The following is a 6,393-nucleotide window of genomic DNA, read 5'->3' as shown; positions in this document are numbered from 1 at the left end:
GGCTGATCCGGATCCACCGGAACATACCCACCACCAGCCCTGAGCACACCGTAAACCGCAACCAACAAATCAACCGAACGCCGAACCGCAACACCAACCAACGACTCCGGCCCCACACCCACCGAAACCAAATACCGCGCAAAACGATTCACCCGAGCATCGAACTCCGCATACGACAGAGACTGCCCCTCGAACGAGAGCGCCACCGCACCCGGCGTCGCCGCCACCTGCGCATCGAACAGATCCACCAACGACACATCCGCAATAGCCCGAGCCGTGTCGTTCCAACCCTCGAGCACCAACAAACGCTCAACAGAATCCAAAATGTCAACGTCACCAACACGAACGGAAGGATCGGTAGCGACGGCGGAGAGCAGTCGAAGAACTCTGTCCAGCAACGCAGTTGCGTAGTCGGCATCGAAGAAGTCCGGCAGGTACCGAAGTGTCAAGTGCAACTGCTCGTCGAGTGCGATCAGCAGGGTCAACGGGTAGTTCGTGGAATCGTCCGACGAGATGTCGTCGATCATCATTCCGTCGAGAACATCCGCCTGTGCGGCGAGGCCCTCACGGTCTACCGGGTACGACTCGAAGACCACCAACGTGTCGAACAATGTTCCGACGTCCGCAGTTTTCTGCACATCGGTCAAACCGAGATAGTGATGATCGAGCATTCTCGCCTGCTCGATCTGGACCCTGGCAACCAATTCTTCGACGGACTCCGCGGCGTCGAGGCGCACCCGCACCGGGAGGGTGTTGATGAACAACCCGACCATCGATTCGACGCCTGTGAGTGCCGGGGGCCGGCCGGACACTGTTGCACCGAAGACAACATCGTCGGTTCCGGTCAACGCACCGAGCAGGACCGCCCACGCGCTCTGCACGATCGTGTTGGCGGTGACGCCGAGTCGTGCAGCCAGAGCTGTGAGCGTCGCGGTTGTCTCCGACGACATCGACACGTTCAGCTTCTGTGACAGCGCGGTGAATTCCTGTCCGCCTGTGACCTGAGCGAGCAGCGTCGGCTGCTCGACGCCGGAAAGCGCATCCGCCCAGGCGGTAAGTGATCGATCGCGATCCTGATCGACAAGCCACGCCAGGTAATTGCGATAGCTGCGCACACGCGGAAGAACCGAGTCGTCACCACGCGTCGCGTACAGCGCCAACAGGTTCTGCAAAAGCAGCGGCACCGACCAACCGTCGAGAATGATGTGGTGATTCGCCACGACCAAGCGGTAGTCCCCCTCCGCCATCGTGACGAAGGTGAACCGAATCAACGGCGGTGACGCCATGTCGAAGTGTGTCGCCTGGTCAGCCGTCAAAACTGCGTCCAGTGCTGCCTCACGGTCGACCGCCGCGACATCGCTGAGATCGATGTTCCGCCACGGGACAGCAACGTCCTCGAGGACTATCTGGACCGGCGTTCCGTCGTCGTCGGCCGTGAATGCTGTTCGCAGGTTCGCGTAACGGTCGATGATTCCCTGTGCTGCAGTCCGCAATCGGTCGGCATCGACCTTTCCGGACAAAGTGAGAATCATCTGCACCGAGTAGAGGTCGACGCTGGATTCCGCCAACATCGCATGGAAGAGCAAGCCCGACTGCAGCGGTGCCAGCGGCCAGATGTCGGTCACCGTACCGAATCGATTCTCGAACCCGTCGATATCTCGTTGGCTCACCGAGACAAGCGGCACGTCGGACGGAGTGAGTCCTCCGGCACCGACGGATCGAGAATGCTCCGCCAGGGCGGTCAGTGCTTCGACCCAAATCTGTGCAAACGCCTCGACGCTCTCGCCGTCGATGGCACCGACGGGGTAGGCGAAGGAGGCCTCCAGAACAGCTCCGTCTGCGCCGTCGTTGACGATCGCATTGATGTCGACGACCTTGTTTGCGGGCATGTCGACGTCTTCGGGTGCTGACACGTTGGCGAAATCGCCCGCCGGCAGCCAGCCGAGCCCCTCGACACCTGCCGGAAGATCCTCGGCGACAACCCTTCCCAAGTAGTTGAAGCTGACCTGTCCCCCTGCGAAGCGCGAAAGCACTGCGCGCGTGTCTTCGTTCAGGTAGCGCAGCAGTCCGTACCCGACGCCCTTGTCCGGGATCGCCAGCAACTGCTCCTTCACTGCCTTGATCGCGCGTCCCGCCGAATCACCTCCGGCAAAAGCGTCACCCAGGTCTACCTCGGAAAGATCGAGACTGATCGGGAAGGCTGCAGTGAACCAGCCAACAGTCCTCGACAGATCCGCACCGGGAATCACGGCTTCTTCACGGCCGTGGCCTTCGAGCTGTAGCAGGGCAGAGGTCGAGTCGATTCCCGCTCGGCGACGCCACTCGATCAGCGCGAGTGCCAGTCCAGCGAGCAGGCCGTCGTTGGCGCCGCCGTTGAAAACCTCCGGCAGCGTGGTCAACAGAGTCTCGGTCACCTGAGTGGGGACCGCCACGCTTATCCGCTGAACCGTTGCCGCAACGTCGACGGCAGAGTCGTACGCCCGCTTGCCCAGCACCGGATCCGGTGTCTGCAACACCTTCCGCCAGGTATCCAGCTCGGCTACCCGCGAATCCCGATGGGCCTCTTCGGACAATGCATGAGCCCAGCGGCGCATCGACGTACCCGTCGGCTCGAGAGCCACATCGCCCGTCGCTCCGGCTACATCCCCCGTCGCTCCGCTCGCCCCGGCCATCTGGGCCGCAGCCGACACCAGATCCGGAACGATGATTCGCCAGGAAACCCCGTCGACAATCAAGTGGTGCGCAGCAATGATCAAGCGCCCCGTGCGAGAGGGACCGAAGTCGACCCACACGAACTGAACCATCACGCCGTCAGCCGGATTCAATCGGCCGAGAGCCTCGTCGAGGCCCTTGGAAGCCGTGAGGACAATTGTCGACTCGTCCGCAGCCGCGTCGACATCGACGCGGCTGAGCAGATCCTCGACGTCCACGGTTCCGGGCTCGGAGACCGACATCCCCCATCCGCGACCGTCGGAGATCAGCCGCGAGCGGAACATGTCGTGGTGGTCGACGACTGCGGCGAGTGTTCGCACGATGTCGGTTCGCTGCACTCCGAGTGGAAGCTCGAGAGTCATCGTCTGCGTGAATCGGTTGTAGCTGCCACCGCGCTCGACCATGAATCGTTCGATCGGCGTCAACGGCATCCAGCCGACGCCACCGCCCGGCAACTCCTCGAGCACCACGGCGGCCTCGACGTCGGCGGCGTACTTCGCCACTTCGGCCAGTGCTGCGACAGTCTTGCTCTCGAAGACGTCACTGGGTGCGAATACGATTCCACGTGCCTTCGCACGCGAGACGAGTTGGATCGACATGATCGAGTCGCCGCCCTGGGCGAAGAACGAGTCGTCGGTGCCGATTCGATCGAGGCCGAGAACGTCCGCGAAGATCTCGCTCAGGACTTGTTCCATCTCGGTAACCGGGGCCCGGAATTCCTTGGTCTCGAAGACCGGCGCTGGGAGAGCTTTTCGGTCCAGCTTGCCGGCCGGGCTGAGTGGCATGTCCGCGGAGACCATAACCGAAGCCGGAACCATGTGAGCCGGAAGGGTTTTGGAGACGAATTCGATCAATTCGGCCGAAGTCACCGAAGCGTTCTTTCCTGTGAATACGTACGACACCAGTGCCGGAGCACCCGACGGCAGGGTCGTACCCATCGTCGCCGCGAACTCGACCTCGGGGTGTGCGGTCAACGACGCGTCGATCTCACCGAGTTCGATCCGGAAACCGCGAATCTTGACCTGGAAATCGTTGCGGCCCACGTATTCCACTGCATATGTAGAGGGTGCGGTTCCAGCGACCCAGCGCACCACGTCACCGGTTCGGTACATTCGCTCGCCCGGATTACCGTGCGGGTTTGCCACGAATCGATCGGCACTCAAGCCCGGGCGACGATGATAACCGCGGGTCACCTGTGGACCGGACAGGTACAGCTCGCCCGAGACTCCGAGTGGAACTGGATTGAGTCGTGTGTCCAGGACGAAGGCGGCCATGTCACCGATCGTGGCGCCGATGTCCATTCGGTCACCAGGCAGAAGCGGAACGCTGACGTTCGTCACGATCGTCGTCTCGGTCGGGCCGTAGACATTCAGGAACGTCCTGGGAGCCGAAGCAGATGCGGCCGAGTCGTCCCCCGTCGTCCACTTGCTGATCAGTTCCGGCGAATACGCTTCGCCGCCCACACCTACGACCGACAGGTCGTCCAGGCCGCTCGGGTCCATCGACGCCAGAGCCGCTGGTGTGATGAACGCATGCGTGACTCGTTCGCTACGGAACACCTCAGCCAGTTCGTCGCCGCCGTACACGCCAGGCGGGACGATGACCATCGTCGCGCCGGTGGCCACCGCGAGGAACAACTCGAGCATCGACGCGTCGAAACTCGGTGACGCGAAGTGCAGTGTCCGCGAGGTGGGCTTCACGAGGTAATGCGCGGCCTGAGTGACACTGAAGCTCGCCAGTCCCGCGTTGGTCGCGACAACGCCCTTCGGCAGTCCGGTCGTGCCGGAAGTGTAGATCACCCAGGCAGGATGAGCAGTCGTCAGTGGACGCACACGTTCCTCGGCATCTATTGGCGCTCCGGACACTCCGGCGATCATCTGTTCGCCGAGCGGTCCGTCCACGACCAACCACTCGACGTCGTCGGCGAGATTCGCACGTTCGACGTCGAGGGTCAGGCCTACCTTCGCACCCGAGTCGCTGAGCATGTGCGCGATACGATCTGCCGGATAGTGCGGATCGATCGGAACGACCGCTGCCCCGGTCTTCGACACTGCCCACACCGCGAGTACCGATTCGACGGATCGCGGAATCGACACCGCCACAAGATCTTCAGCCCCGAGACCACGATTGATCAAGACGCGGGCCAGCTTCGACGACCACTGGTCGACCTCGCGATACGTCATGGACCGACCGGCAGCGGCCTGCGCCGTGCCGGGGTAGCGCAATGCGACGTTGTCCGGGTAGCGCGCAGCAGCGTCGGAAAGAATCTCTGCCAACGGCGCCTGCGCTACTCCTGAAGATGCCCTCTGGCTCGTCAGAACCTCACGCTCGGACGCGTCGAGGATTTCGATGTCACCCACTGAAGTCGCGGGGTCCGTCGCAATTCCGTTCAGGATGCGCATCAATCGTGCAGCGAATCCGCGGACGGTCGATTCGTCGAACAGATCCGTCGCGTACGTGAACGTCGCCGACAGCCCTTCTGATACCTCACTGATCGTGAGCTGCAGATCGAACTTGGCCACGGTCTCGTCGATTGCGAACTCGGCGGCCGTCAGACCGGGCAGAGCCAATGAGTTCTGCCCCAGGTTCTGGAATGCCAACGCCACCTGGAACAGCGGGTGATGTGCCCTCGACCGAACGGGATCCAGCACTTCCACGAGCCGTTCGAACGGAAGGTCCGAGTGCGCGAACGCCTGAAGGTCGGTTTCCCGAGCCGAGGCCAGAAGTGTTGTGAATGCCGCCGAAGGATCAACCTCGGTACGCAACACCAAGGTGTTGACGAACATTCCGATCAAATCGTCGAGTTCGGATTCACCTCGCCCGGCCATCGGTGCACCGATGTTGATGTCCGTTGTTCCCGACAGACGTGCGAGAAGCGACGCCAGAGCCGCATGGACCACCATGAACATCGACGCATTGTGTTCCCGGCCCACGCTGATCAGCCGCTCGTGCAATTCCTGCCCGATCGAGAATTCGAATGTCGCTCCCTGACCGGAGAATACCGCCGGCCGAGCCCGATCCCCCGGAAGATTCAACTGTTCGGGCACGCCGTCCAGTGCTTGCGCCCAGTAAGAGATCTGCTTTGCGATGACGGACTGCGGATCGTCCTCGGACCCGAGAACCTCACGCTGCCACAACGAGTAGTCGGCGTACTGCACCGGCAACGGCGTCCAGGTCGGAGCCTGGCCGTTGGTTCGCGCGTAGTAGGCGGTCATCACGTCGCGGGTCAGCGGGCCCATCGAGAAACCGTCGGTCGAGATGTGATGCACGACGAATACCAGAACATGCTCGTCGGCCTTGATCTGGAACAGCTTGGCGCGCAACGGCACCTCGGTCGTCACGTCGAAGCCTGCCGCTACGAAGTTCGTTACCTCGGAAACAATCTCCGAATCCGAGACCCAGGTTGCAGTGAGGTTCACGTCGACATCAGCCGGTGCAACGATCTTCTGGTAGCCGACGCCGTCGACCTCGGGGTAGACCGTGCGCAGAACCTCGTGGCGGCCGATAACGTCCGAGACCGCCTGTTCCAGCCCCGACACGTCCAGTTTTCCGGTGAGCGCGATCGCAACCGGAACATTGTTCCCTGCCGAGTTCGTATCCAACTGGTTGAGGAACCACATGCGCTGCTGCGCCAACGACAACGGAACCTGCGCCGGACGCACCTGCGCAGTCAACGCCGCA

The 6,393-nt window shown here is 62.2% G+C and carries 1 protein-coding gene; it reads right to left on the bottom strand.

From position 1 onward, the window contains the following. Window positions 1-6,393, bottom strand: a 6,393-nt coding sequence (locus V3587_RS30560) for a non-ribosomal peptide synthetase (protein WP_317829930.1), incomplete at both ends; no start/stop codon positions are given.

Origin of the sequence: Rhodococcus sp. IEGM 1306 (assembly GCF_036541985.1) — a bacterium.
GTDB lineage: Bacteria > Actinomycetota > Actinomycetes > Mycobacteriales > Mycobacteriaceae > Rhodococcus_F > Rhodococcus_F qingshengii.
The sequence above is the reverse complement of the archived record's forward strand: the minus strand, read 5'-3'. Positions and strand labels throughout refer to the sequence as shown.